Raw genomic sequence first — 25,096 nt, forward strand, 5'->3', positions numbered from 1 at the left:
TCTGTATGCGCCTGCAGCGACACCGGGCCGTTGGCGGCGATGGCCTGGATGCCGCCGTTCTGGCTGAAGTAGCCGGCCGCGTTGGCCGCCACCGAGGACAGGGTGTGCGCCGCCGTCAGGTGCGCGTCGCCTTGCGAGGTCCAGTGCAGCTGTTCGCCGGCGAACAACACGGTCGATGCCGGCGTGGCCCAGTTGATGCTGGCCGGCGCGTCCATCAGCACCAGCGGCTCGGCGAATTTCTCCACCGGCTGTGCGGCGTCCAGCGCGCGGGCGCCACTTTGTGCCTTGCTGGCTTCCTGGCCGTTGACCGCGCCATCGTGCTTGCCTTTGTCCTTGGGATCGATGTGCGACAGCAGGTCCTGCTGCGCCTTGGCTGCTTCCTTGCTGAGCAGGGCGTTCTGCTTGGTGGCGACGTCGCCCAGCACCTTGCCCAGTTCCTGCGCCGCTTGCAAGGCGCGCACGGCTTCGGCCGCGTCCATTTGCGTCGAGGCCACGCCGCTGCCTTGCGCGCCGCGCGCGCTGGTGGTCAGCAGCACGCCTTCGCCGCCGCGCACCACGGCCCAGGCGTCGGTGCGCAGTTCAAAGCCGGATCCGCGATAGGCGCCGCGTTGGGCCGAGCCGGGCGCTTGCTGGATCAGGTAGCCCAGGTTGAGCTGGGTGGCGGCGCTGCTGGTGGCCAGCCGCGTGCGCACCTGGCCGGGAGTGTCGTCCAGCTGCCACTGGTTGTAGCCGCCGCCGTCGAAGTTGTGGCTGTGGATGCCGGACAGGGTGCCAGCATGGTTGGCGCCCGATTCCACGCCGGCCGCATACGGCGGCTGGTCGCTGCCGGTGTACAACTGCGCCACCACCAGCGGTCGGTCCATGTCGTTGTCGATGAAGTCGACCAGCACTTCGGTGCCGATGCGCGGCGTGAATTGCGAGCCCCAGTTAGGGCCGGCCAGCGCCTCGGCCACCCGCACCCAGGTGCCGCTGCTGTCGTCGCCGGGCGCGCTGCCTTTGGCGTCGGTGTCGTGGGCGATGCCGCCGGGATTGGCCCCCTGGCCGCGCTGCCAGGCGAACTGGATGCGCACCTGGTGATCGCGCGTGGTGGTCGCCACCGCGCCCGGCGCGCCGACCACGATGGCGGTCTGCGGCCCCAGCGCGGTGGCGGCCTGCGGCGCGGCGATCGCGCGCGGCACGATGGCCACGGCCTCGCGCACGCAGCCGAAGCTGTTACGGTAGGTGCCGGCCTCGATCAGGTCGCCGGTTTTTTTCACCTGCGACGGCACGTTGTTGCGCGCCTCGTGCCGTACCCACAGCACGGTGAAGCGGTTGTCGTCGGCGTAGCGCTCGTGCTGGGTCAGCGCGAACACGTGGCCGGCGGCCAGTTGGCGCACCGCGCCTTCGCCCTCAAACACTTTGTTGTCCAGCTCCAGCGCTTGCAGCATCAGCTGGCTGACCTGCTCGGGTTGGCCGCTGGCGCTGGCGATGCGTTCGCCGCCGCCGTCGTACACGGCCAATGCCGGCAGCTCGCCGGCATCCAGCGACGACAGTTGTTCCGCGCCTGGCGCCAGCAGTTGCGCCGGGTCCCAGCTGCTGATGCTGACGGCGTTGGCTCGCACCTGCCGCCGCGCGGCAAATTGGTCGATGGCGTCGGCGCTGTCGGTGGCGCGCACGCCGTGGAAGCGCAGTTCGGCGCCGCCCGGCATGTCGGGCGCCTTGGCCTTGCTGTCGAAGATCACCAGCCTGTGCTTGGCCTGGCCGTCGGTCGATTGCTCATCTGGCTGGTCGTGCTCGAAGCGCCAGCTCAGGCCCTCCGAGGCCAGCAGGCGCTGCAGGAATTCCAGGTCGCTTTCGCGGTACTGGGTGCAGATGGCGCGCGGTTCCAGCGTTTGGGTGACGTCGAATTCAAAGCGCAGCTGCGGATAATCGGCCAGCAGCTCGGTGACGATGTCCTGCGCGTTTTTGTCCTGGAAGATGTAGCTGTCACGGCGCAGCCGCAGCAGCGCCAGGGCCGGCTCCAGCAGCAGGCGGTAGCGTGCGGTGCCGCCGTCGGCGCCCAGCCAGGCGGCCTCGGTGCAGATGCCGTGCCAGGCGCGCCGGCTGCCGTCGGCCTGGAGCAGGGTGACGGTCAGTTCCTCGCCGATGAATTGGTTCAGGTCCAGGTTGGTGGAGGTGCTGAGTGCGTCGACCTCGAACGCATACAGTTCGTTGACGCCCTCGCGTCCCGAGAAACGCTCAGGCACCAACGCTTCAGGCAGCGACGAGTCCTGCGCGCTGGCCAGCGTCAGCAGGCGGGCGTGCTGGCTCAGGCCGGTGCCGAACACCCCAAGTGCGGAGGCGATATCCATTACGGCAGGGTGATGGTCAGGTTGGCCTGGCGCGGCGCCAGCTTGACGACGTCGTTATAGGCCGCCACCTGCTGCTCGGTGTTGCGGTCGAGCGAGGTGCGCAGGCCGATGTAGCCCAGCACGCACACCAGGCCGAACACGGAACACAGCACCCACAGCGGCAGATCGCTGCGCAGCTTGTGCGCCACCTGGTCCGGCCGCTCGGCGTGCGGCGCGAAGCCGCCGCGCTTGCCCTTCATGTGGGCGATCTCGTCGCCCAGGCGCGCGGTCAGGTAGTTCAATTTCTCCGAACCTTCCAGGATGTAGCGGCCCTGGAAGCCCAGCAGCAGGCACATATGGAACACTTCCAGCGCCTGCAAATGAGCGCTGCCGCGCGCGCGCAGCGCCTCCAGCCGGTGGAAGAAGTTCTCGCCGGCCAACTGCTCGCCAAACAGCGCCAGTTGCAGCGGGCGGCGTTCCCAGGTGTCGCGGATGGCGAACGGCGAGCGCAGGATGATCTCGTCCACCGCCGCGCAAAACGCGTACTTGGCGGCATCGATGTCGTCCGGCGAGGCGCCGTGCTTGCGCGCGGCACGGCCGAAATCGTCGAGGAATTGGGTCATCTTGTGCGCGAACTCGGCGTTTTCCTGCGGGCCGCTGCCGTTCTTGAGCATGAACAGGGCGTAGAAGCCGTCGTACATCAGGTCCAGCAGGGTCTGCGGCGCCTGGCTGGCGGCCGGCGCCGGCGCGGCGCCGATCAGGGAAGGGGCGGTAACGGTATTCATGGGACGTAACCTCAGGATGTGACGGCGACCAGCTCCAGTTGCAGGTCGTGTATGCCGCCGGGAACGTAGATGGAGATCGATTGCGCTTGCAGCATGCGCTCATACATCTGGCCCTTGGCCTCGATCGAGAAATACAGCGCGTCGGGCCGCACCGGCACCGCGGCCGGCACCTGCGGCGCGTGCTGCAGACGCACGCCGGGCATGGCCGACAGCACGAACTTGTCGACGTCGTCCGGCGCGCCGACCTTGAAGCGCAGCGGCACCACCTCCACCAGCTCGCTGGCCGGCATGGCCGCCGAAACGGCGATGTAGAAGGTGGTCTTGTCGTCGATCTTGCCCGAGTCCAGCATGCCGTGGTGGTAGGACGGCTTGACCTCGCGCAGCGCGATGGCGAAGTAGCGCGACGAGATCACGGTGTCCAGCAGCTCGCGGATGATCTGGTGCAGGGTGGCGAAGGCGGGGCCGGGGTCGCTGTGCGAGTAGGCCGGCAGGTCGGCCAGGGTCCAGCTCTTGGAGAAGGTCATCAGCGCGCCGGCCAGGCCCAGCAGCTGCTCGTACAGCCGTTCCGGGTGCAGCGCCGGATGCTGGAAGTAGTGCGTCAGCGAGGCGAAGGCGGAGCTGGCCGTGTGCAGCAGCCAGAACGAGGACATGTCGCCCGAGCGGAATTCGATCACGTGCTTGCTGGGCTCGCGGTGGTGGCCGTACAGCGCGCTGACCTTGGCCTGCAGCGCGTCCAGCAGGCGGCGCAGCTGCAGGAACAGCAGCGGCGCGCTGCGCACGGACAGGCTGGGCGGCACGAACGAGGCGTCCAGCTCGAAGCCGCCGGTGGCCGCGCGGCGCAGGCGCAGCAGCGGGAAGTGGGTATAGGAGTCGCGCGGTTCGAACTCCGCCACCAGCCGCACCGTCTTTTTCAGGTAGCTCAGCTGGGCCGGCGCCGCGTGCGTGTACAGGTCCGGGGTGTCCTGGTTGTGTTGCAAATATCGCACAGCGCCGCTGTCGCCGAAGTTGCCGCCGAACGGTTTGAAGGCTGGCAGCGCCGCGTAGTAGGTGACGGTTTGCTGCGACTGCGGCAGCTGGCTCAGGTCGACCGCGTCCGGCAGGTCGTCGGCGCCGGGGGCGTCGTAGAACTCGCCGTCCTGGAAGCGCAGCGACAGCGACAGCACGCGCAGGCTGTGGTTGGCCAGGGCGTCGCGGTCGACCTGCAGCTGGTTCACACCCCAGGCATAAGGGTGCAGCGCCAGTACGCTTTGATGCAGGCGCTGCTCGTGGTAGCGGTCCTGCTGTTGGAAGTGTTGCGGACGCAGGAACAGGCCCTCGCCCCAAAGAATTTTGCTGCTCATTTCCTATGCCTTTTTTGAAAGTATCAGAACAATAACATTTCTTTTTTTAAAGGTCGCGCACGGTTGAGTTCAATTGAACGCGGTCAATAATAAATTTCTGATAACGTGGCGCCCAGTTGCAGAAATTGTTTTTTAAGTATTCTTTTTTGATATCGAATTTGAGGTAAGCATGACAACCGTACTTTCCCTTGCTCGGGCCGCGCAACTGGCCGGAGCCATCGTCTCGGTGGTAGCGCTGAGCGCCTGTACTACAGCACCCGTGGCGCCGCCGGTGGCCGCCAAGCCGAGTCTCCAATCCATGCTGGCCCAGGCCGGCACCGCGTCCAGCGGCGGCCAGAAGGAGCAGGCCGTCAAGCTGTGGCAACAGGCGGCGGAAGCCTATCCGGCCGACAAGTCGCCGTGGTTGAGCATCGCGCAGACCCGTTACGAGGCGGGCCAGTACGGTGAAGCCATCATCAACGCCCAGGAAGTCCTGGTGCGCGACCCCAACGACACGCTGGCCAACAGCATCATCGCCATCAGCGGCCTGCGCCTGTCGACCCGTTCGTTGGCCGACCTGAGCCGTCAGAACAACCTGTCCGGCTCGATCCGCACCGAGTCGCAGGACCTGGCCAAGCTGCTGCGCGAGAGCCTGGGCGAGACCGTGCTGGTGCCGCCGGCGCCGGCGCCGGTGCAGCAGGCGGCCACGCCGGCGCGCGGCAAGGCCGGCGCCAAGAAGGCCGCCAAGGCCAAGCCGCAAGAAGAATCCAGCGCCGATCCGTTCGGCGCCCTGAAATAACCGAAGAGGGGATAGCCATGTCCAAGAGCACTAGCGTGCAGAAAAAACTGCAAAAAATTCGCCCGCCACGGGTGCAAATGACCTACGACGTCGAGATCGGCGACGCCATCGAGAACAAGGAATTGCCGTTCGTGATGGGCGTGGTGGGCGATTTCGGCGGCAATTCGGAAGTCGAGCAAAAGCGCCTCAAGGAGCGCAAGTTCGTCAACATCGACCGCGACAATTTTGACGAGGTGCTGAAGGGCGTGGAGCCGCGCGCCAACTTCCGCGTCAAGAACGAGCTGGGCGAGGGCGGCGGCGAATTCGCGGTCGATCTCAAGTTCAAGTCCATGGCCGACTTCCGTCCGGAAGCGGTGGTGCAGCAGGTCGAGCCGCTGCGCAAGCTGCTGGAGGCGCGCACCAAGCTGGCCGACCTGCGCAACAAGCTGGCCGGCAACGACAAGCTGGAAGACATTCTCAACGACGTGCTGCACAGCACCGAGAAGCTGGCCGTGCTGGGCCAGCAAACCGCCGACAAGAAGGAGGACTGATCATGTCCGCACAACTGACCCCGGGCGGCGCGCCCGCCGCCACCGAAGTGGCGCTGCTGGACCAGATCGTCGAGCAGAGCAAGGTCGCCAAATCGAGCACCGAGCATGCCCGCGCCAAGGACCTGATCACCGAGCTGGTTAACCAGGTGATGGAAGGCACGGTGGTGGTGTCCGACAACCTGGCCGCGACCATCGACGCCCGCGTGGCCGAGCTGGACCGCCTGATCTCGGCCCAGCTGTCGGCGGTGCTGCACGCGCCCGAGTTCCAGAAGCTGGAAAGCAGCTGGACCGGCCTGCATTACCTGGTCAAGCACAGCGCCACCGGCCAGAATCTGAAGATCAAGATGCTCAACGCCACCAAGAAGGAACTGGTGAAGGACTTCCAGTCGGCGCTGGAGTTCGATCAGAGCACCATGTTCCGCAAGGTGTATGAGGAGGAATTCGGCACCTTCGGCGGCGCCCCGTTCGGCGCCCTGATCGGCGATTTCGAGATCACCCGCCAGCCGGAGGACATGTACTTCATCGAGCAGATGTCGCACGTGGCTGCGGCCGCGCACGCGCCGTTCATCTCGGCCGCCTCGCCGGAACTGTTCGGCCTGGAAAGCTACAGTGAGCTGGGCAAGCCGCGCGACCTGTCGAAAGTGTTCGACACGGTGGAATACGCCAAGTGGAAGTCGTTCCGCGAGTCGGAGGATTCGCGCTACGTCGGCCTGACGCTGCCGCGCTTCCTGGGCCGCCTGCCGTTCAACCCGGCCGATGGCGCCACCGTCGAGGGCTTCAACTTCGTCGAGGACGTGGACGGCACCGACCACCAGAAATACCTGTGGTGCAACGCCGCCTACGCCTTCGGCACCAAGCTGACCGCGGCCTTCGAGGACTACGGCTGGTGCGCGGCGATCCGCGGCGTGGAAGGCGGCGGCCTGGTGGAAGACCTGCCGACCCACACCTTCAAGACCGACGAGGGCGAAGTGGCGCTCAAGTGCCCGACCGAGATCGCCATCACCGACCGCCGCGAGAAGGAACTGAGCGACCTCGGTTTCATCTCGCTGGTGCACTGCAAGAACACCGACTACGCCGCCTTCTTCGGCGCGCAGTCGGCGCAGAAGGCCAAGAAATACGCCAACGACGCCGCCAATGCCAACGCCGTGCTGTCGGCCCAGCTGCAGTACATCTTCGCCGTCTCGCGCATCGCCCACTACATGAAGGCCATGATGCGCGACAAGATCGGCAGCTTCGCCGCCGCCTCCAACGTGGAAGACTTCCTGAACCGCTGGCTGACCCAGTACGTGCTGCTGGACGATAACGCCAGCCAGGAACAGAAGGCCCAGTTCCCGCTGCGCGAGGCGTCGGTGCAGGTGTCCGAAGTGCCGGGCCGTCCGGGCGTGTACCGCGCGGTGTCGTTCCTGCGTCCGCATTTCCAGCTCGACGAGCTGTCCGTTTCCCTCCGTTTGGTCGCGGAGCTTCCAGCATCGACCAAAACCTAAGTAGCTCGCTTTAATTTTTATTTTTCATTGAAAGGAATACCATGGCAATCGACGTCTACCTGCAAATCGACGGCATCAAAGGCGAATCGGCAGACACCACCCACAAAGACTGGATCGAGGTCAAATCGGTGCAGTGGGAAGTGCTGCAGCCGAAATCGGCCACCGCGTCGACCGGCGGCGGTCACACCGCTGAACGCACCGAGCACAAAGACATTGTGGTGAGCAAGCTGGCCGACCTGGCCACGCCGCTGCTGCTGCAAAACTGCTCGTCGGGCAAAACCCTGCCGAAGGCCAAGCTGGAGTTCCTGCGCGCCGACGGCCAGGGCGACCGCGTGAAGTACTTCGAAATCGAGCTGGAAAACGTGCTGATCTCCAGCGTGGCGCCAGCCGTTGAGCCAGGCAACATCCTGACCGAGGACGTGGCCCTGAAATACTCGAAGGTCAAGTGGAAGTACACCCAGCAAAAAGTGGGCGGTGGTTCGGGTGGCAACACCTCCGGCGGCTGGGATCTGGCCTCCAACAAGACGGTTTAATTTGCAATGAAGGGATTTACTCCGGGTTTGTTCGACCGTCTCATGGACGGGCCACCCAACGGCGGCAACGGCAGCAATAGCGGCGCGGTGTCGCGCCTGTCCATCGAGGACTTGAAGGATTCGGTGGCGCGCGACCTCGAGGCGCTGCTGAATACGCGGGCCGTGATCCCGGAGGATCTCCTGAAACGTTTTCCGGAATGCGGCCGGTCGATCGCGACCTATGGCCTGAATGATTTTGCGGGCTTGTCGCTGTCGAGCGCGGACGATCGCGCTTTCATCTGCCGCAGCCTGGAAAAGGCAATCGCCCGCCACGAGCCGCGCCTGCGCAATGTGCAGGCGTCGCTGGAATTGCGGGCGGATGCCGTCAACCGTTTGAATTTCGCCATCACGGCGCTGCTGGTGGTCCACAGCGCCCATGAACCTGTCAATTTTGACGCAGTCCTGCAGCCCTCAAGCCTGCATTACACCATCAGCAAGGCGCGCCGCCTGACCCCGACGCCGCTGGGAGTTTGAGAAATTGGAACAACTACTGCCGTACTACGAGCGTGAACTGGGATTCCTGCGCCGCTATTCGCGCGAGTTCTCGGAACGCTACCCCAAGATCGCCGGCCGCTTGCTGATCGGCGGCGAGGTGTGCGAAGACCCGCACATCGAACGCATGATCGAGTCCTTCGCGCTGCTGAATTCCCGCATCGCCAAACGGCTCGACGACGATTACCCCGAATTCACCGAAGCACTGTTCGAAGTGCTGTACCCGCACTACCTGCGGCCTTTTCCATCGTGCTCGATCGCGCGCATGGACTTCAGCGGCGCCGCCGCGCAGCTGACCACCGCCAGCGAAATCGCGCGCGGCACGCAACTGACCACGCGCCCGGTGCGCGGCGCCACCTGCACCTTCCGCACCGCCTATCCGGTGACGGTGGCGCCGCTGGCGCTGGACGGCGCCAGCTTCGCGCCCATCATCAGCGCGCCGGAGGCGGTGCGGCCGCCGCCGCAAGCCACCTCCAGCATCAGCCTGACCTTGTCCTGCACGGCTGAGCAGGTGACGCTGGCGCAGCTGGGCCTCGGCAAGCTGCGCGTATTCATCGACGGCGAGCCGTCATTCTGCGCCGCGCTGCGCGACGCGCTGTTCACGCGCGCGCTGGCCGCCTACGTGGAAGCGGACGGCAACGGCCGCTGGAGCCAGCTGCATAAAATCCCGGTCTCGCCGGTCGGCTTTGGCGAGGATGAGGCACTGATCGATTTTTCGGCGCGCTCGCACACCGCCTACCGCCTGCTGACCGAGTATTTCTGCTTCCCTGAAAAATTCAACTTCTTCGACATCGACCTGCACGCCATCGGCGGCGCGCTGCCGGTGGGCTGCAAGTCGGTCACGCTGCACCTGGCGCTGTCCGGCATGCGCACCGACTCCGACCTGGCGCGCATGCTGGCCACGCTGAGCACCAACAACGTGCTGCTGGGCTGCACGCCGGTGGTCAACCTGTTCCGCCAGCGCGGCGAGCCGATACGGCTGACTCATGCCACCGCCAGCTACCCGGTGCTGGCCGACGCGCGCCGCGCCTTCGCCTACGCGGTACAGTCTATCGAATCGGTCAAGCTGGTGCGGCAAACGCCGCAGGGCGAATCGGTGCAGGAATTCCGTCCTTTCTATTCGCTGCGCCACGGCCAGACGCCGGAAAAGAATGGCCACTACTGGGTCGCGCGGCGCGACGAGGACATCGCCGAGAAAAGCCCCGGTTATGAAACGCAGATCTCCATCGTCGATATCGACTTCGATCCGGCCGAGGTGGAAACCGACACCCTGAGCCTGGAGCTGACCTGCACCAACCGCGACCTGCCAGCCTCGCTGACCTACGGCATGCGCGGCGGCGACCTGTTCCTGGAAGGCGGCTCCAGCGTGCGGGCGATCAGCTTCCTGCGCAAGCCGACGCCTTCGTACCGCTTCGCGCGCGGGCGCGGCGCGCACTGGCGCTTGATCTCGCACCTGTCGCTGAACCATTTGTCGCTGACCGGCGGCGGCATCGACGCCTTCCGCGAGATGCTCACGCTGTACGACCTGCCGCGCTCACCGGCCTCGCAACGGCAGATCGGCGGCATCGTCGCGGTCTCGCACAAGGCGGCCAACACCTGGCTGCCGGGGAACCCGTTCGCCTGCCTGGTGCGCGGCGTCGAGGTGACGCTAACGGTGGACGAGGAGGCCTTCGTCGGCAGCGGCATCCACGCCTTCGCGCAGATCGTCGAGCGCTTCCTTGGACTGTACGTGCACGCCAACAGCTTCACGCAGCTGGTCATCAAATCGAATAAAAACGGAGAGGAACTGCTGCGATGCTTGCCACGAAGCGGCGATTTGAGCCTGCTGTAATCGAGCGCCTGTTCGCGCAGCCGCAGCGTTTCGAATACTTCCAGGCGGTGCGCATGCTGGAGCTGTGGCTCAAGCGGCATGGCGCGCCGGACGAGGGCGCGGTGGCCAATTTCCTGCGCTTCCAGAATTCGACCTCGCTCAGCTTCCCGGCCAGCCAGCTGGAAACGCTGCAACCGGAACCGCGCGACATGGCCACCGATGCGCGCAGCCTCGGTGAGGCGCTGAAGACGGCGCAGCTGCGCTACATCCGCATCACGCCGGCCTTCATGGGCTTCCTGGGCAGCAGCGGCACGCTGCCGGCACACTACACCGAACGCATCGCCGCGCACACGCTGTACCAGAAGGACGAAGGGCCGCGCGCCTTCCTCGACACCTTCTCCAACCGCGCGCTGGCGCTGTTCTACGAGGCATGGCGCAAGTATCGGCTGGAGCTCAAGTACCAGCTGCACGGTCGCGACGAGTTCCTGCCTTTGCTGCTGTCGCTGGCCGGCATGCACAACCCGTCGCTGCGGCGGCGCCTGTCGGACGGCGGCGATGGCGTGCTGGATGAATCGGTGGCGTACTTCGCCACCGCCATGAGCCAGCGGCCGGCATCGGCGGTGCAGATCGCGCGCGTGCTGTCGGAGTATTTCTGCCAGCCGGTGCGCGCCGAGCAGTTCATCGGCGCCTGGTACGACGTGCCGGACGGCCAGCAAACCACGCTGGGCATGGCCAACGCGGTGCTGGGCGGCGGCGCCATGGCCGGCGCGCGCGTCTGGCAGCGCGACTTGCGCATGCGGCTGGTGATAGGCCCGCTGGACCTGGAATGCTACGAATCCTTCCTGCCCGGCGGTAAAGCGGCGCGCGCGCTGGAGAGCATGCTGACCATGTTCACCGGCGTGTCGCTGGAATATGAAGTGCAGCTGGTGCTGCGCGCCGAGGACGTGCAGGGCGCGCGGCTGGATGAAGACTGCTGTGGCGGGCGTCTGGGCTGGGACAGTTTCCTGGTCACCGAGGCGCAGCGGCAGGATCGCAGCGATGTCCGCTACGAGATACACACATCATAAAAAGGATAACAACATGAGCATCAACCTGAAAACGCTGATCGGCAAATTGAACGACACCAGCCGCGCCGCAGCCACGCGCGCAGCCAGCCTGTGCGTGTCGCTGGGGCAGTACGAGGTCGATATCGAGCACCTGTTCCTGGCCCTGCTGGAGCAGCCGAAGAGCGACGTGGCGGTGATCGCGCGCCAGTGCGATATCAGCATCAGTCAACTGGAAGCGGACCTGCGCGCGGAGGTGGGGCGCTTCAAGAACGGCAATACGCGCACGCCGGTGTTCTCGGCGCGCCTGCCCAAGCTGTTTGAAAACGCCTGGCTGATCGCCTCGCTGGATTTGCAGGACGATACGCAGGCGCAGATCCGCAGCGGCCATCTGCTGCAGGCGCTGTTGACCGACACCGAGTTGTCGCAATTGGCGGCGCGCAGTTCCAAGCTGTTCGCGCGTTTCGACCTGGAGCAGATCAAGCACAATCTGGACAAGATCACCGCCGGCTCGGAGGAAGTGCCGGTGGCGAAACCCGCGTCGGCCGCGGGCGAGGGCGGCGATCCGGTCGGCGAGCTGCAAGCGCGCGCCGCCACCAAGACCCCGGCGCTCGACCAGTTCACCACCAACCTGACGCAGCGTGCGCGCGACGGCAAGGTCGATCCGGTGATCGGGCGCGATCTGGAAATCCGCCAGGCTATCGATATCCTGATGCGCCGCCGCCAGAACAACCCGATCCTGACCGGCGAGGCCGGCGTCGGCAAGACCGCTGTGGTGGAAGGGCTGGCGCTGCGCATCGCGCAAAACGACGTGCCGGACGTGTTGAAGGGCGTGGAGATCCACACGCTGGATATGGGCCTGCTGCAAGCTGGCGCCAGCGTCAAGGGCGAGTTCGAGAACCGCCTGAAGAACGTCATCGACGAAGTCAAGAAAAGCCCGCACGCCATCATCCTGTTCATCGACGAGGCGCACACCATGATCGGCGCCGGCGGCCAAGCGGGTCAGAACGATGCGGCCAACCTGCTCAAGCCGGCATTGGCGCGCGGTGAGTTGCGCACCATCGCGGCCACCACGTGGGGCGAGTACAAGAAGTATTTTGAGAAGGACGCGGCGCTGGCGCGGCGCTTCCAGGTCGTCAAAGTCGAGGAGCCGAGCGAGGAGCTGGCTTGCGCCATGTTGCGCGGCATGGCGCCGTTGATGGAGAAGCATTTCGGCGTGCGCGTGTACGACGAGGCGATCACCGAGGCGGTGCGCCTGTCGCACCGCTACATCATGGGCCGCCAGCTGCCCGACAAGGCGATCAGCGTGCTGGATACCGCGTGCGCCAAGGTGGCGCTGGGGCAGAATGCCACGCCGGCCCGCATCGAATCGCTCGCCCGCCAGATCGAACGCATCGACGCCGAGGCGGCCGCGCTGGAGCGCGAACAGGCTGAAGGTGGCGCGGCGTCCGTGGCGCGTCTGCAGGAGCTGCGTGAATTGCGCATGGCGGCGGATGAGCAGCACAAGACGCTTTCCGAGCGCTGGGAGCGCGAGAAGGCGCTGACGGGCCAGATCATCGCCGCCCGCGCCGCCGCTGGGGAGGAGGGTAGCGAGGTGCGCGACATCCAGGCCATGGTGGCCGAGCTGCGTGCGCTGCAGGGCGAGACGCCGATGGTGTCGGTGCAGGTGGACGGCCACGTGGTGGCGGAAATCGTCGCCGGCTGGACCGGCATCCCGCTCGGGAAAATGGTCAAGGACGAAATCAAGACCGTGCTGCGGCTGAAGGAAAACCTCGAGCAGCGCGTGCTCGGTCAACCGCATGCGATTGAAGCCGTGGCGCAGCGCGTGCGCACCTCGCGCGCCAACCTGGATGATCCGAACAAGCCAAAAGGCGTGTTCCTGTTCGTCGGCCCATCCGGCATCGGCAAGACCGAGACCGCGCTGGCGCTGGCCGATACGCTGTACGGCGGCGAGCGCAAACTCATCACCATCAACATGAGCGAATACCAGGAAGCCCACAGCGTCTCGGGCCTGAAAGGTTCGCCGCCCGGCTACGTGGGCTACGGCGAGGGCGGGGTGCTGACCGAGGCAGTTCGCCGCAACCCGTACAGTGTGGTGCTGCTGGATGAAGTCGAAAAGGCGCATCCCGACGTGATGGAGCTGTTCTTCCAGGTGTTCGACAAGGGTGTGATGGACGACGCCGAGGGCCGCGAGATCGACTTCAAGAACACCATCATCATCCTCACCTCGAACGTTGCCTCGGGCACGATGATGCAGGCTTGCCTGAACAAGTCGCCGGAAGAGCTGCCGTCGGTGGAGGAACTGGAGCAGCTGATCCGCCCAGCGCTGATGAAGCAATTCAAGCCGGCCTTCCTGGGGCGCCTGAAGGTGATCCCGTTCTATCCGATTCCGGACGATGTGCTGGTGGAGATCATCAAGCTCAAACTGGGCAAGATCGAACGCCGCATCGCGGCCAACCACAAGACGGAGTTCAGCTACGACGAGGCATTGGTGGAAGCGGTGCTGGCGCGCTGCACGGAAGTGGACTCCGGCGCCCGCAACGTGGACAACATCCTGAACGGCACCTTGTTGCCGGAGATTGCGGAATCGGTCCTGGCCCGCATGGCGGAAGGCGCGGCGATCAGCAAGATCAAGGTCAGCGCCAACAAGCAGGGCCAGTTCAAATACACCGTGAAATAAGCCCCGGCGGCCGGCAATCAAGGAATCGGAGTTGGCAGGACTCCGGTCTCCTCGAGCCAGTTTTCAACCAGCGTAGGCCATGACGAAACAGGATGTTCTTTATCCCTTAGACCGAAAGCATGCCCGCCTCTGGCAAAGAGATGAACCTCCGCCGGCACGCCCGCTTGATCGAGTGCGCGCGCATACAGCGTGCTATTGCAGACTGGATCGACGGGGTCATCCCAGGCCTGCAAAAGAAATGTGGGCGGTGTTTGCTTCGTAACGCGAATGCTGCGGTCGAATGTACCGCCAGCGCGGCACAGGTGGCCGGGATAAAGCGCGATGGCGAAGTCTGGGCGGCTACTTAACTTGTCGATCGCGTCGACAGGCTTGTAAGTCAACGTAAAAATATTGCTGGTCTGGGCAACCAGATAGCCGCCTGCGGAGAACCCGATCACGCCGATTTTACCCGGATCGAGGTTCAGTTCCTTTGCCTTCGAACGGACCAGCCGAATGGTTCTTTGCGCGTCTTGCAACGCACGCGGAATCTTCGGCGTGACATGGCATTGGCATTTCTCGTCCCAGTAGTGGTTCCCGTTCGGGACGCGATACTTGAGCAGCACGCAGGTAATGCCGCGTGAGGTGAGCCAGTCGCAGATTTCAGAGCCTTCCAGATCCATGGCCAGGACCTTGAAACCACCACCGGGGAATACCACTACCGCCGCACCGGCATTCTCGCCTTTGGGGGCGTACACCGTCATGGTAGGCTGGCTGACATCACGAACCTGTGCCCATCCTCCATGACCTTCAACATGAGCAACCGATTCAGCCTTCGACGTCAATAGCGCGTCGGGAACCGCCTCAGGCCAGATCGCAACCTGAATCTGACCCGGTGCCGGCTGCCAAACTTGGGCATTTGCCGTAGCACTGCTGATCAACAGAATAAATACCAGCCAGAAGATAGGCAAACGCATGGACTGCTCTTTCAAATGAAGCTACTCTGTTGGCGGAACGCCTAATAGTTCTTCGATGTGCGCCAGCGAGGCCTGGTCTTTGACGACAGAGCGTAGCCATGTATGCAGGTCTTGTTCCGCCGCCGCAGCAGCTTTGTCGGCAAAGTAGGAAGCAGGGCTGTGCGGCTCGCTGCGACGGAAAAATTGCGCCACCGCCCGCAACTGCGCCACCGCCTGCGCGCGATTGCCGATGACGCCCGGTTGACCCAGCGCCGCGCCACCCAGCGTACCGTATCCGTCGGCTGCGCCATCGGTCTGGCCACGCCCGCCATCCGCTGCCTGCCCGTCCGCTCCCCACGCCCCGCCGTTAGTGGAGCCCGCGCCAGTATTGCCATGGGCGTTCACGGTGCCGGCCGCCTGCTGCGGCGCCGGTATTACATGCAGCATGGCCTTGACGGCGTCGCGGGCCGAGGCGAAGCCCGGGCTGTCGTTGCCGAGGCGGGCGTCGGCCACGCGTTCCAATCGTTCCAGCGCCTCGATGCAGAACTGCGCATCGGCGCGGAAGCTGGACGCGAATTGCGCCGAGTTATTGCGCTTGGCCGTTTCCATGTCCGCCAGCCGTGGCGCGCGGTTCTGCAAGGATTCGTCGCCGCTGGCGGCACGCTTCCGGGCTTCCTCAAAGTCGATGGTGGAATAGTCGCCATTCTCGGTCAGCCCGATCTCGCGCACCAAGGCCGGTGTGCGCGAAAGTATCCAGCTGAGATTACCGATGCGCTGGTCGTTGTCGCCATCCTCGGCCTGCGGATACAGGCCGCGTTCCCAGTACTGGTCGCACAGGCCGGCCAGCAGCAGATAGCCTTCACCCAGGCCGCGCAGCTGGTGCACGCGCGCGCCGGCTTCGGTCAGCCACACACCCAGCCTCAGGTCCTTGCTGGCGGTCTTGAGCAGATGCGCGCAGCGGTCCACCACGAACGGCCAATCGGCCTCCTTCAATTCGGTCACCCATTCACCTTGGTCCAGCGATGGATCGTCAAACTTGCGCGCTTGCGCAATGGCGTCCAGTTCAGGCGAAAAAGACAAGTCGCCGCCTGCTGGCTGGTTGTCGGAAATCGGTTCTAAAAGCTCTTGTGCGGAATACATAATGTCCTCTTACTGCGCCATGCGGAATTCGATGCGGCGGTTGCGCGCGCGGCCTTCGGCGGTGTCGTTGCTGGCGATCGGGCGATCCGGTCCCTGGCCGCTGGCCGTCAGCAGGTCGCCGTTGATGCCGTGGCTGGCCAGATAGGCCTTGACCGCCTCCGCGCGTGCCTGGCTCAGGCCCTGGTTGGTGGCGCGCAGGCCGGCGCTGTCGGTGTGGCCGATGATGTCGACCTTGCGGTTATTCAGCTTGCGCAGCGCGACCGCCATTTCATCGAGAATGGCCTTGCCGGTCGGCGTCAGCTCGGCCTTGCCGCTTTCGAATTCGACGATGCGGTTGGCCAGCGCGCTATCGAGCACGCCCTGGTCGGCGGCCGACACGCGCAAGCCATTGTTCACCGTGTAGGTTGGATTGAGGCTGGTGGCGATATTGCTGGCGATGCGCTGGCGCACCGCCTCGTTGCCCACCTCGCCGCGCAGGCTGACCGTGCTGCCGTCGATCTTGAGCTGTCCACGGCTGATCTGCTTCAAGTCCGGCGTGATCAGCTTTTGCACGTAGTTGTTCCAGTTGGCAGGCGTGGCCACCTTGTCGATCGAGATCTGATCCACCACCTTGTCGGCGCCGTAGACTTCGCGCAGCTTGGCCAGCACGGCGGCCTTGCTGGCTTCATCGGGCAGGGTGCCGGCGGCCAGGACCTGGCCCGGTTGCACCGGGGCGGATTGCGCTGCCGCGGCGCCGGCAGCCAGCAGCAAGCTTGTAAATATGAGAGTACGCATGATTCAGGTTCCGATAAACGCCGCGCTGACCGACTCCAGCGCGGACTTGAGTGACAGGGAAGGTTGCGACAAGTAGGTCGACAGCTTTTTGACGGCGTAGTCGCTGTCCGCTTGTTCTTCCACCCAGTCCAGTTGTTCAAACGCGATCTGCCGCTCCTGCGCCGCATGTGGGTCCATAATGCCGTGCAGTGTGGCAGGCGAGGCGCCGCTGAAGCCCACCAGCAGCACCGGCTGTTCGCGCAGCCGCGTGAGGAACAGCGCCAGTTCGAAGTCGGCGCGCGCAAGGAATGGCGTAATGAGCTGCAGCCAGAACGAGGCGACCAGATTGCGGTACATCGGATCTTGCGGCAGCGGCAGCAGCAGGGTTTTATCGAGGCGGCTGGAGCTGCTGGCCAGCACCGGCTGCAGCAGCATGCCCAGCGCCAGCAGCACCTGGCGTGACGAGCCCTTGAAGCCCGCTTGCGCCAGCATGCCGTCAAGCCCGCCGACGGTTTGCAGTTCGAGGAAGTCGTCGAAGCTGGCCTGGTAGGCCGCGCTGCGCAGATCCAGTTCCACCGCCTCGCTGGCGGCCAGCTGCAGCGGCACGGTGGGGTCGCCGGCGGTCACCACGCTGGTGCTCAACGCCGCCAGCCGGTTCCACAGCCGGTTGAACACCATCGGCGCGGTGGCGACGAAGGTCGACGGTTCCGGCACTTCCACGCTGCTGGTCATCAGGAACGGGAAGCGGCGCGAGGACTGGTCGCTGCTGGCGACGATGTGGCCGGCGATCGCGTGCCGCCGGCGCGGGCCGACGAAGGCAAAGTGCAGCGGCGCGACGGCGTCGTAGTTCAGCTTCCAGCGGGCGTCGGCGCTCATCAGATCCATGGCCTGGGCCAGCCAGTCGTCCAGGACCTTGATGAGGGCCGGGCTGTCGCCGCCTTTCACAAAGTCGCCGCGTCCCGGCACTTTGCCGAAGTAGCCAATGTTGGCAGTGGTGGCGCCGCGGCTCATGGCTGTGCTCCTGCAGTGCGGATGACATTGGTGGCCGGCGGCACCGGCATGGTGGCCGGGGCGGGGCCGGATGGCGGCGGCGCGGTCGGAGCACGGTTGGGCGCCGGCGTTGGCCCAGGCGTGGCCGGGGCTCCCGGCGCCGGCGCCGCAGGCGCGGCGGCCGGGGAAGCCGTCGCTGGCGCGGGCTGTGGCGCGGCCGCCGTCACCACGTCCGGCAGGCGCAGGCGCTTGAAGCCGGAGGATGCCGGCGCGGCTTGCGCTTGCACTGGCGGCGGCGTGGTGCCGACGATTTTCAGGTTGGCGGTGACCGACACGCCGGCGTTATCCCAGGTCAGCTCGAACGCGCCATTGTCCTTGCGTTTGCGCTTGGCCGCGTCGATCATTTTCTTCAGACCGAAGTGGCCCGGTTCATTGAAGACCACCACGCTGCGGCCCTCCGGCGTGATCGCCGTGATGCGCGCGCCCGGCACACCGGCGGGATTCGGCCACGCCATGTGTACCCAAGGCTGCGGCTGGCCGCGCCAGCGCAAGGCCTGGCCATCGATCTCGATGGTGAATTCGGTGGCGCTCACCGCGCCCAGCGCCTGCAGGTCGAAGTTGGTCTGACCCTCGCCGCCGCTGGATGCAGCCGCGTTGGCGACGCCATTGGCGGCCAACGGCGCCACCCAGCCCGGGAAGCTGGTCACCACCGGCGGCGCCAGGTTGATGCCCATATTGGCCCAGGTACGTGCGCTGACCGTGTCGCCACGGCGCACCACCAGCGGCCCCAGGGTGGTGTTGAAGAATTTGGCGATCGCGCCGTCGGGACCGAACACCGTGCCGATTTCCGCATTGCTGGCTTCCGCCCTGGACTCGGTGGCGAACGGGTACTTCATCGCCAGCGTCTGGCGGAACGGTTGCAGCACCTGCGCCGCCCACACTTTGTTGATCTCCACCTCGGTCGGCTGCACGATCACGGCGAAGCTCTGGATCAACGGACGCACCAGCAGCGGACGGATGGCGGCTTTCTGCGCGTCGGTCATCCCGGTCAGCATTTGCTCATCCACGTATTTCAATGCGTCGGCCAGTTCGGAGCCGCTGCCGTCCAGCGTTTGCTGCATCAGCTGCTTTGCGCCGGGGCCGGGGTCGCCCTGATTCTTGATCTGGTTGAAGCGGCCGCGCAGCTTGGACAACTGCTCCATGTAGCCGCGCATCAGCGACGCGTCCTTGTCCTTGGCCACCACCAGGCGCGCCACGCCCGAGAACTCGCGGCCCACGGGGCCGAGCGGCAGGACGGCGTTCTGCACGCCGCCGGTGCTGACGTTGATGTTCACCTGCGAAGGTTTCTGGCGCAGGATGGTCTCCTTGAACCAGCCTGTCACGCCGCGCTGCGCGCGTTGCAGGCCGGCGTCCAGCAGCGACGGATTGTCCCACGAGGTCTGCTCGTAGACGCTGTTCATCAACTTGTTCAGCGGCGAGGTTTGCGGGTCGCCCAGACGGTTCATGGCGCTTGCGGCCTGGTCGAAGCTGGACAGGTCGCGTACCGTCACGCCCTGCACGAACTTCTGCCACTCACGCGCGTAGTCGTTCTTGTACAGGTCCACCAGCGATTTCTGGATTTGTTCCGGGCTGCCTTCCAGCGTCAGGTCGTCCTTGGAGGAGGTTTTCAGCACCCAGTCGGCGCTTTGCAGCTCGCGGTTGGCCGCTTCGCGGAAGGCGTCCTGCACGAAGCCCTGCCATGCGGCGCGGGTAAAGCTGCCCGGCACCGCGTAGCTGCCTAACACCAGCTCCTTGTCCTGATCGCCCACGATGGAGGCCACCGTCACCGCGGGGAAGCGGGTGGCGGCACGCGCCTTGACGTCGGCGTACACGCGTTCGCGCGCCGGCATGCCGCGCACCACGCGGCGCAGGTTGTCGCGGGTCTGGTCCACCAGCGTCAGGCGGTTGTCGATCTGCGGCCACGAAGTGTCGTTGACCTGAGCGAGATAGAACGAAATCATGCGCTCGGCGCTGCGGATCAGCTGCTCGCGCGGCATGCTGCCACGGTTGGTGTCCAGCCACACGCGCCAGTAGCGGGTGATCTGATCGTTCAGGTGGCCCGCTTCGGCACGCGATTTATCGCCCAGCATCAGGTAGGTTTTCAGCGCGTTGTAGGCGTCTTCGGCGTCGGTCGGCGAGGCGTCCTTGAACTGTTGCGCGCTGTTGTTGATGGCGGCCGCCGCCTCGTCCCGCGTGGCGTTAGCCGGCACCGTGGTGCTGCCGGGGGAGGCGCTCACCGGGCGGGACATCGGTTGCAGCTGCGCTGCGTTGTTGTTGACTTCCGCAAGGAAGGCTTCCAGCGTCTGGCCGACGGGCTTCAGCATCACTTCGCGCACACCGTTGAAGTATTCCTCGCGCAGTTTGCGGTCCAGCAGCGTGCCTTGATACAGGCCGAGGCTCAGCGACAGCGGGCGGTCTTCCTCATATTTATCCAACTGCTCGATGCGGTCCTGCAGGATCTCCAGCGCGGCGAAGCGCGATTGCAGGTCCATGGACTTCTCCTGCACCTTGATGGCCTGGTCCAGGTCCGCCTGCACATTGGCCACCAGCTGGCGATTGTTCATATAGGACCAGCTCCAGCCAGCCAGCGCCAGGCCGGCGAACGCGGTGGCGGCGAAGAAGGCGGTGTAGCGCATGCGCATCTTGGCCGGGCTTGCGTACTGGGCCACCAGATCCTTGTCCGCGAAGATCACCTTGCGGAACAGGTTAAGCAGGAAGTAGCCCTGCTGCTGGTGGGCCTCCTCGTGGTCGGTGGGTTTCAGCTGCAGGTCGAAGCGCTGCGCCACGCGCTGCGACGAGGCGGACACGGTTTCGCCTTCCTGCAGCGCGCTGGTGAAGTAGAAGCCGCGGAACACGGGCTTGAACTGGAACGGGTTTTCCTCGAACAGGGTGGCGATGAAGGTGCGCAGCGACGGCTTGATCGAGCTGAATTCCAGCGGGAAGGTGAACACGCCGGGCGGCATGCGCTCACGCCATTGCAGCGCCATGTTGGCCGCGCTCAGGTCTTTCAGGCCTTCGTACAATTCGTCGAAGCGGGCGTCGAACTGGTTCAGCACCTCCTCGCCGCTGGTGTTGCGGCTGTAGGGCAGGGTGGCGCCCCACACCTTGTCGCGCTCACCGCGTTCCGAGTCCTGGAAAAATTCGTTGAAGCCGGTGATCAGGTCGGCCTTGGTGAACAGCACGTAGACCGGCGCGTGCACCTCCAGCCGCTCGGTCAGCTCCTGCACGCGCTGGCGCAGGTTCTTGGCCAGGTTGATGGCGAACTCCGGACGATTGCGGGTCAGCTCCGCCACGCTGGCAGCGATGATGATGCCGTTGATCGGCGCCTTCTTGCGGTATTTCTTCAGCAGATCGAGGAAGCCGAACCACTCGGCGCGGTCGTCGTCGACCACCGAATAGCGGCCGGCGGTATCGAGCAGGATGCCGTCGGTGGTGAAAAACCAGTCGCAATTGCGGGTGCCGCCCACGCCCTGCACGATTTTGCTGTCGGCGAAGGGGAACTGCAGGCCGGAGCTGGCGACGGCGGTGCTCTTGCCGGCCGCCGGGTTCCCGATGATCATGTACCAGGGCAGCTCATACAGGGCGGCGTTGCCGGAGGTCTGACCCAGCTTGGAATTCTTGATGGTGCCGATGGCTTCCAGCATGCGCGTGCGCAGCGCCTCGGTTTCCTGGCGCGTGGCCGGATCGGCCTTCACCGGCTTGTTGGCCTGCTGTTCCAGCATGTCGCCCAGCCGGCCGGCCGCGCGCTGGGTCTTGCGGTAGCGCCAGTACCAGACAGCGGCGCCGAACAGCAGCGCGGCCGCCAGCACCGTCCACGGGACGGAGGGCGGCCATTGCAGCAGGGCGCTGGCGATGAACAGCAGCGTGGCGAACGCCAGCCAGCCGATGACAATCAGCGTGCGGCGTTGGGTCAGAAACAGCCAGAATTTTTGCATCATGATAGGACTCGGTTGCTAAAGTGTGTCAGGCCGCGTGCGCCGGGCGCAGGAGCGCGGCGTAGCGGCGGTAGGGATCTTCGTTGCTGATGCAGAGCACCGGTGCTGCGCGTTCCTGCGCTTCGGCGTCGGCCAGGGCCAGCGCGGTGAGCCAGGTGACGGCGCCACAGCTGCCGCAACTGGCGCCAACACTGACGACGTCCGCGCCGGGGTCGAGTTGCGGCGCGGCGGCTGTAACCACGTGCATTAACTCGGTGACACGGCTGGTGCGGTGGCCGGTGTCGGCGGCCACCAGCGCGATGGCGGCGCCGTCCACTTGCGTCGCTTGCAGCGCTTGGTGGACGGCGTCGGTCAGGCAGGAATCGGTATCTCGGCGGACTTCGTCGGCCGAGGCGGCGCGGCGGCCCTGGTGCAGGGCTTGCAGCACGGCGCCCTCTGTGCCGATCGCGCTGGCGGTGGCCGCATCGGCCAACAGGATGCCGGCCGCGCCTTCGCCGGGAATGCGGCCTTGCGGGCTGCTCGCGGTGTACAGCGCGTTTTGATTGGACAGGCGGTTGATGGCGGCGTCGCTCATGTGCGAGCCGGCCGCGATCACCAGCGCGAGGCAGGGCCGCGACGCATGGCCGCACTGCTCAAGCAGGGTTGCCAGCACGGCGCCGGCGTCGTCGGCCGTGGCCGGGGCGGCGGAATCGCCGTCGCGCGGGGACGGCGCCAGCAACGCTTGCGGCCAACCGGCTTCCGTGGCGACGTGACGCAGCCATTGCAGGGCGAGTTCACGTTGCTGCGGTTTCCAGTCCTCTCCCCACAGGGGCAGCAAATGCAGTGACGGTGGCGCCGGCGCGATGGCGGCATTCGGCGCCAGGCGGCCTTGCTGGCGGTCCTGCTGTTGTTGCTGCCATGGCCCCAGGTCGGCGTGCAGACTGGCTTGCGCCGCCAGTTCGGCCGTGACCGCGCTGGCGGCGGCGAGCGCGCGCCACTGCGCCTGGTCCAGCCGTGGATCATCCAGTTGGCGCGCGCGGCGCCACAGGTCGAGTTCCTCGCGCAGCGCGCTGTCGCCGGCGTCTTTCAGGCGGGCGCTGAGAATGGGATAACCATCGTCGTCATACAGCTCGCTGTCCAGCCCTGGGCGCGCTTGGTTGCCGGCCAGCGCGGCGCGCAATTCGGCCACCGTGTCGCCATGCGGCGCGCGCACGGCGCTGGCGGCGATGCTCAGGCCAGGCGCCAGGGGCGCGTAGGCGGGCGTCTCGGCGGCCGCCGCTTGCGCAACATCGCCAGCACCGGCGGCCGCAGGGGCGCCGGCGCCGACGCGTGCCCACGCCTTGCGCGCCAGCCACCACGTCGACAACAGCACCACCGGCAGCACCAGCAGATACAGCACCAGCTCACTGGTGGCCGGCATGCGGTTGGTCTCACGCCAGAACCAGATAGCGCCGCCCCAGCTGCCGCCAAATGCGGCGGTGGTCAGGGCGACATTACGCAACCAATGCATCGCAGCTCCTATTGTTTCATCACGCCGGGCCGACGCAGTTCCGTGTGCCCGAAATCCATCATCTTCCAACGCCCGCCCCAGGTCAGGCCCAGCGACTCGGCAACCTCGCCGTACAGCTGATACCCGCGCATGGCCCACGGATCGCGTTCGGAAATCACCAGCTTGCCGTCGCGCAGAAAGGCGCAATCGGCGGCCAGCCCATATTGGTGCCAACTCTGGAAGGCGGCGGCGTTGGTCACGCTCGAGCCCATCGCCGCCAGCGTGTTCTGGCGTTCCGGGCTGCGATAACCTTCCAGCAGCGCCATCTCGTAGCCGTACTTTTCCTTCATGATGCGGAACGCCATCAGCAAGCGCTGCGCGTAGACGCTGTCCAGCAAGGCCCAGTCGCGGCTGGCCGAGACCAGCATCGGACGTTCAAGCTGGACTTCGGCGGTCGTGAACACCAGCGGCGGCAGGGCGGGCGGCGGCACCAACTGCTCGCCGGCCAGCAGCCCGGCCACCTGCGTGTTGACCTCGCGCGTGGAGGCTTCATAGCCATTCAGCGTCGGTTTGCCGGCCAACAGGAACGCGGCCAGAGGAGGCAAGCACAGCAGCGCCAAACCGCCCAGGCACAGCAGGTAGTGCTGGCCGAGGAAGTCGCGCAGATTGCCGGCGGTGGCGTTGCCCGAACGGCGCAGCGCGTCGATGCCGCTGCGCTGGCGTTCGGCTGCGCGGTCCAGCTTCTGCTGCAGGCGCGCGCCGGCGCCGGCCAGCGCCGCCAGCACGAACTCGCGTCCGGACGGGAACAGCACCATCCAGCTGATGAGACAAGCCAACAAGAAATATAGAGTTACCGCCAGTAGGAACACGTTGCCCTCGAAGCCATAAAATGTCTAAAAAGCATTGCTTTGGAGTATATATTAGAGTTATGACAAGCCCGCGCACGATTGAAACCTAGCCGTGCGGCATGATTTCTTTGAATGTCGTAAAGTGATGCGAAATTAATAAGGGAGCTAATTTTGCAAGGTGAAGAAAAACGTCCGTCGTCCAGTGGTCGTCCGAGTCTGCTGTCGTCGGAACCGCAGGCCGATGCCAGCCACGCCAGCATCCTGGACGGGTTGGAGCGCCATCCAGCCGCCGCAGCCGCGGTGGCCAAGAAGCGTGGACGTAATAAACTGGCGCTGCGTGGCGCGATCGCCGGCTTGCTCGCCGTGGGCGCCGGCGTGGTTGCCTGGGTCAGCCTGGAGCCGAATCCGCCGCTGACCTTGCCAGCCGCCACCCAAGCCAGCGCGCCCGCCGTGGAAAAGGCGGTAGCGGCTGCTGCCTCGGAAGTACCGCCCGCGCCCGTCGTCGCAACGGCCGCCAACATCGTCGAGGATCCCGCTGCCGCTCGTCCGCCAGTGGATAACACGCGCTCCCTCAAGGATATGTTGAACGACACGCCGGCCAAGCCGCCAAAGGATGAACTGACGGCAGCGCTGGAAAAACCGCATGCGGCGCCCGCCAAGCCCAAGCTGGCCGAGCATAAGAAAGTGGAGAAGCCGGCCAAGAAGCCAGTGCAAGTGGCGAAGAAGGCCGAGACCAAGCCGAAAGCCGCGCCGCAAGACAGCGACGTCGCCTTGTTGGCAGCGCTGATGACGCATGTCCAGGCCGGAAAACCGTCCAAGGAACCATCGACCCCGGCTTATCAGCTCAAGCAATGCAGCCGGATGAACGAAGCCGGCGCCGCACAGTGCCGCCAGCACTTGTGCGCGACCACCGCCCGCAAGGAGCCTGAGTGCAAGCAGCCGGCGGCGGTGAAAACTGCTGCCGAATTATGAGTGCCGCACTGCTAGAACAAATCACCGCCGCCCTGGCCCAGTTCTCCAGCGTCACCCGTTTGTACGAATTGACGCTGGATGATGGCGATAGCGCCGACCTCGGCGCGGGCGGTTTGCTGGTCGAGGCGTTCGCGGCGGACGACAGCGTGCAGGGCGTGGGGCCGCGCGACATCATCGTGTTGTCCACCAACGCGTC

General features: G+C 65.5%; 20 protein-coding genes. 10 read left to right on the forward strand and 10 right to left on the reverse strand.

The genetic code is table 11. The features are described 5' to 3' along the window. The 3 genes from FHW83_RS29890 to tssK all read right to left on the reverse strand — a co-directional run. Positions 1-2,330, reverse strand: a 2,330-nt coding sequence (locus tag FHW83_RS29890) for a type VI secretion system Vgr family protein (RefSeq protein WP_176650007.1), incomplete at its 3' end; no start/stop codon positions are given. Further along, positions 2,330-3,094 carry a type IVB secretion system protein IcmH/DotU gene (gene icmH / locus FHW83_RS29895; RefSeq protein WP_176650008.1) on the reverse strand — a complete coding sequence of 255 codons (765 nt, stop codon included), beginning with the start codon at positions 3,092-3,094 and terminating at the stop codon, positions 2,330-2,332. The genes icmH and FHW83_RS29890, both read right to left, overlap by 1 nt. An 11-nt stretch (positions 3,095-3,105) precedes the next feature. Then, complete coding sequence (tssK, locus tag FHW83_RS29900; RefSeq protein WP_176650009.1) at positions 3,106-4,434, reverse strand: type VI secretion system baseplate subunit TssK; 1,329 nt, start codon at positions 4,432-4,434, stop codon at positions 3,106-3,108. Positions 4,435-4,603: 169 nt separating this feature from the next. On the opposite strand from tssK, the gene FHW83_RS29905 reads away from it, so the two are divergent. Genes FHW83_RS29905 through tssH form a run of 8 tightly spaced genes read left to right on the forward strand, consistent with a single transcriptional unit; the run spans position 4,604 to position 13,823 of the window. Further along, a complete protein-coding gene (locus tag FHW83_RS29905; RefSeq protein WP_229224421.1) occupies positions 4,604-5,212 on the forward strand; it encodes a M48 family metallopeptidase in 609 nt (202 codons plus the stop codon). 17 nt (positions 5,213-5,229) lie between these two features. Then, positions 5,230-5,742 carry a type VI secretion system contractile sheath small subunit gene (gene tssB / locus FHW83_RS29910; RefSeq protein WP_176650010.1) on the forward strand — a complete coding sequence of 171 codons (513 nt, stop codon included), beginning with the start codon at positions 5,230-5,232 and terminating at the stop codon, positions 5,740-5,742. A gap of 2 nt (positions 5,743-5,744) precedes the next feature. Beyond that, positions 5,745-7,226: a type VI secretion system contractile sheath large subunit gene (gene tssC, locus FHW83_RS29915; RefSeq protein ID WP_176650011.1), complete on the forward strand. Its 1,482-nt coding sequence runs from the start codon at positions 5,745-5,747 to the stop codon at positions 7,224-7,226. A 41-nt stretch (positions 7,227-7,267) separates the two neighbouring features. Beyond that, positions 7,268-7,759, forward strand: coding sequence for a type VI secretion system tube protein Hcp (locus tag FHW83_RS29920; RefSeq protein WP_176650012.1), 492 nt, complete (start codon positions 7,268-7,270; stop codon positions 7,757-7,759). Positions 7,760-7,765: 6 nt separating this feature from the next. Then, positions 7,766-8,272, forward strand: a complete 507-nt coding sequence (tssE, locus tag FHW83_RS29925; protein ID WP_176650013.1) for a type VI secretion system baseplate subunit TssE — start codon at positions 7,766-7,768, stop codon at positions 8,270-8,272. A 4-nt stretch (positions 8,273-8,276) separates the two neighbouring features. Continuing rightward, entirely contained in the window at positions 8,277-10,121 is a 1,845-nt protein-coding gene (tssF, locus tag FHW83_RS29930; RefSeq protein WP_176650014.1) for a type VI secretion system baseplate subunit TssF, read from the forward strand. Then, a complete protein-coding gene (gene tssG / locus FHW83_RS29935; protein ID WP_176650015.1) occupies positions 10,085-11,167 on the forward strand; it encodes a type VI secretion system baseplate subunit TssG in 1,083 nt (360 codons plus the stop codon). The genes tssF and tssG overlap by 37 nt, the downstream gene beginning before the upstream one ends. A 13-nt stretch (positions 11,168-11,180) precedes the next feature. After that, the gene (gene tssH / locus FHW83_RS29940; protein ID WP_176650016.1) at positions 11,181-13,823 is read left to right on the forward strand and encodes a type VI secretion system ATPase TssH; all 2,643 of its coding nucleotides are present in this window, start codon (positions 11,181-11,183) and stop codon (positions 13,821-13,823) included. A gap of 17 nt (positions 13,824-13,840) precedes the next feature. Here the strand turns inward: tssH and FHW83_RS29945 are convergent, their stop codons facing one another. Genes FHW83_RS29945 through FHW83_RS29975 form a run of 7 tightly spaced genes read right to left on the reverse strand, consistent with a single transcriptional unit; the run spans position 13,841 to position 23,949 of the window. Continuing rightward, positions 13,841-14,776 carry an alpha/beta hydrolase gene (locus FHW83_RS29945; protein WP_176650017.1) on the reverse strand — a complete coding sequence of 312 codons (936 nt, stop codon included), beginning with the start codon at positions 14,774-14,776 and terminating at the stop codon, positions 13,841-13,843. 21 nt (positions 14,777-14,797) lie between these two features. Further along, positions 14,798-15,895: a type VI secretion system protein TssA gene (gene tssA, locus FHW83_RS29950; protein ID WP_176650018.1), complete on the reverse strand. Its 1,098-nt coding sequence runs from the start codon at positions 15,893-15,895 to the stop codon at positions 14,798-14,800. A 9-nt stretch (positions 15,896-15,904) separates the two neighbouring features. Beyond that, the gene (locus FHW83_RS29955) at positions 15,905-16,669 is read right to left on the reverse strand and encodes an OmpA family protein (RefSeq protein WP_176650019.1); all 765 of its coding nucleotides are present in this window, start codon (positions 16,667-16,669) and stop codon (positions 15,905-15,907) included. Positions 16,670-16,672: 3 nt separating this feature from the next. Beyond that, a complete protein-coding gene (gene tagF / locus FHW83_RS29960; protein WP_176650020.1) occupies positions 16,673-17,659 on the reverse strand; it encodes a type VI secretion system-associated protein TagF in 987 nt (328 codons plus the stop codon). Further along, positions 17,656-21,612, reverse strand: coding sequence for a type VI secretion system membrane subunit TssM (gene tssM / locus FHW83_RS29965; protein ID WP_176650025.1), 3,957 nt, complete (start codon positions 21,610-21,612; stop codon positions 17,656-17,658). Before tssM ends, tagF begins: the two co-directional genes overlap by 4 nt. 28 nt (positions 21,613-21,640) lie before the next feature. Next, complete coding sequence (locus FHW83_RS29970) at positions 21,641-23,101, reverse strand: hypothetical protein (protein ID WP_176650021.1); 1,461 nt, start codon at positions 23,099-23,101, stop codon at positions 21,641-21,643. A gap of 8 nt (positions 23,102-23,109) precedes the next feature. After that, on the reverse strand, positions 23,110-23,949 hold the full coding sequence (locus tag FHW83_RS29975) for a M15 family metallopeptidase (protein ID WP_373997289.1): 840 nt from the start codon (positions 23,947-23,949) through the stop codon (positions 23,110-23,112). A 150-nt stretch (positions 23,950-24,099) separates the two neighbouring features. Between FHW83_RS29975 and FHW83_RS29980 the strand changes: the two genes are divergently transcribed. Both FHW83_RS29980 and FHW83_RS29985 read left to right on the forward strand, forming a co-directional pair. Next, positions 24,100-24,900 (forward strand): hypothetical protein, encoded by an 801-nt coding sequence (locus FHW83_RS29980; RefSeq protein WP_176650022.1) that lies wholly within the window; start codon positions 24,100-24,102, stop codon positions 24,898-24,900. After that, on the forward strand, positions 24,897-25,096 hold a 200-nt coding region (locus FHW83_RS29985; RefSeq protein WP_176650023.1), incomplete at its 3' end, for a hypothetical protein. The genes FHW83_RS29980 and FHW83_RS29985, both read left to right, overlap by 4 nt.

The organism is Duganella sp. SG902 (assembly GCF_013376005.1).
Lineage (GTDB): Bacteria > Pseudomonadota > Gammaproteobacteria > Burkholderiales > Burkholderiaceae_D > Rugamonas.

What these genes read in the sequence shown, in the direction of transcription:
- tssE (WP_176650013.1), top strand. Translation starts at nt 7,766, where the DNA reads ATGAAGGGATTTACTCCGGGTTTGTTCGACCGTCTCATGGACGGGCCA.
- tssA (WP_176650018.1), bottom strand. Translation starts at nt 15,895, where the DNA reads ATGTATTCCGCACAAGAGCTTTTAGAACCGATTTCCGACAACCAGCCA.
- FHW83_RS29945 (WP_176650017.1), bottom strand. Translation starts at nt 14,776, where the DNA reads ATGCGTTTGCCTATCTTCTGGCTGGTATTTATTCTGTTGATCAGCAGT.
- FHW83_RS29905 (WP_229224421.1), top strand. Translation starts at nt 4,604, where the DNA reads ATGACAACCGTACTTTCCCTTGCTCGGGCCGCGCAACTGGCCGGAGCC.
- tssG (WP_176650015.1), top strand. Translation starts at nt 10,085, where the DNA reads ATGCTTGCCACGAAGCGGCGATTTGAGCCTGCTGTAATCGAGCGCCTG.
- icmH (WP_176650008.1), bottom strand. Translation starts at nt 3,094, where the DNA reads ATGAATACCGTTACCGCCCCTTCCCTGATCGGCGCCGCGCCGGCGCCG.
- tssM (WP_176650025.1), bottom strand. Translation starts at nt 21,612, where the DNA reads ATGCAAAAATTCTGGCTGTTTCTGACCCAACGCCGCACGCTGATTGTC.
- FHW83_RS29970 (WP_176650021.1), bottom strand. Translation starts at nt 23,101, where the DNA reads ATGCATTGGTTGCGTAATGTCGCCCTGACCACCGCCGCATTTGGCGGC.
- tssB (WP_176650010.1), top strand. Translation starts at nt 5,230, where the DNA reads ATGTCCAAGAGCACTAGCGTGCAGAAAAAACTGCAAAAAATTCGCCCG.
- tssC (WP_176650011.1), top strand. Translation starts at nt 5,745, where the DNA reads ATGTCCGCACAACTGACCCCGGGCGGCGCGCCCGCCGCCACCGAAGTG.
- tagF (WP_176650020.1), bottom strand. Translation starts at nt 17,659, where the DNA reads ATGAGCCGCGGCGCCACCACTGCCAACATTGGCTACTTCGGCAAAGTG.
- tssK (WP_176650009.1), bottom strand. Translation starts at nt 4,434, where the DNA reads ATGAGCAGCAAAATTCTTTGGGGCGAGGGCCTGTTCCTGCGTCCGCAA.
- FHW83_RS29955 (WP_176650019.1), bottom strand. Translation starts at nt 16,669, where the DNA reads ATGCGTACTCTCATATTTACAAGCTTGCTGCTGGCTGCCGGCGCCGCG.
- FHW83_RS29920 (WP_176650012.1), top strand. Translation starts at nt 7,268, where the DNA reads ATGGCAATCGACGTCTACCTGCAAATCGACGGCATCAAAGGCGAATCG.
- tssH (WP_176650016.1), top strand. Translation starts at nt 11,181, where the DNA reads ATGAGCATCAACCTGAAAACGCTGATCGGCAAATTGAACGACACCAGC.